Source organism: Oscillibacter sp. UBA6647 (assembly GCA_002455655.1).
GTDB lineage: Bacteria > Bacillota > Clostridia > Oscillospirales > Oscillospiraceae > Oscillibacter.
This window is the reverse complement of the sequence record DKLF01000034.1, coordinates 17,374-18,116: the sequence shown is the minus strand read 5'-3', so window position 1 is coordinate 18,116 and position 743 is coordinate 17,374. Positions and strand designations below refer to the sequence as shown.

Annotated in this window: 1 protein-coding gene; it reads right to left on the bottom strand. The window is 62.0% G+C overall.

The features are described 5' to 3' along the window. Positions 1-665: DUF2201 family putative metallopeptidase (locus B2W96_RS03015; RefSeq protein ID WP_414692956.1), on the bottom strand; the 665-nt coding region annotated here is incomplete at its 3' end. Between the last annotated feature and the right edge of the window lie 78 nt (positions 666-743).

Sequence of the window (743 nt, the reverse complement as noted above, 5' to 3'; positions counted from 1 at the left end):
TGCTCGTACACCGCCTCACCGCCCACGGCCCTGCCCGCCAGCACCGTTTCCATCCCCGTCTGCGCCCGCTCCGACGCGGCACTCCACTTCTGGTCCTGACGCTCATTGCGCTCCTGATCCTTCTTCCCCTGCGGGTCCCAAAGCCCGTGGTCGTCGGCAAAAAATTCCCGCTGGAGCCGCGCACGCTCGTATTCCGGCAGGTCCCGGCGCAATAGTTCCCGGTAAATCCCCTCGGCGGTGAGCACCTTCATATGCTCCCGCAGGCTTCCGTACAGACTGCGGCGCATGGGTGCGGGGGCAATTCCAAGGCAGGGGCTGGCCAGCCCGTCCAAAATACTCTCCACAGCGACATCGCAGCTCAAGTCCCACAGCTCCGGTTCCCGGTCCTGTTTTTTGGCAAGATGGCGCAGCAGGCAATGTAGAATCGTGTGGAGGTACGCCCGGTTGATACTCTCCGCGCCCCGCAAAAAGCGCTCGGAGAGGTAGTCCGCATCGTAATACAGTATTTCCCCGTCGGTGGCAATGGCCAGCGTCATCCCGTTTGCCGGAAGGAACGCAAGACCGCTCAGCGCCGCGTCCAGATAAGGGAAATTCAGATACAGCTCGCTCTGGGCCGCCCGCAGAATTTCAAGCCCGATTTCCTCCCGGGTTTTTTTCTCCGCCACAGCGCCGCCCCCCTTACAAGTCAAATGATTTATGAAGCCCTTCCGAGCCGCCTTCCCGCAGCCGCTCCAGCAGCAGCG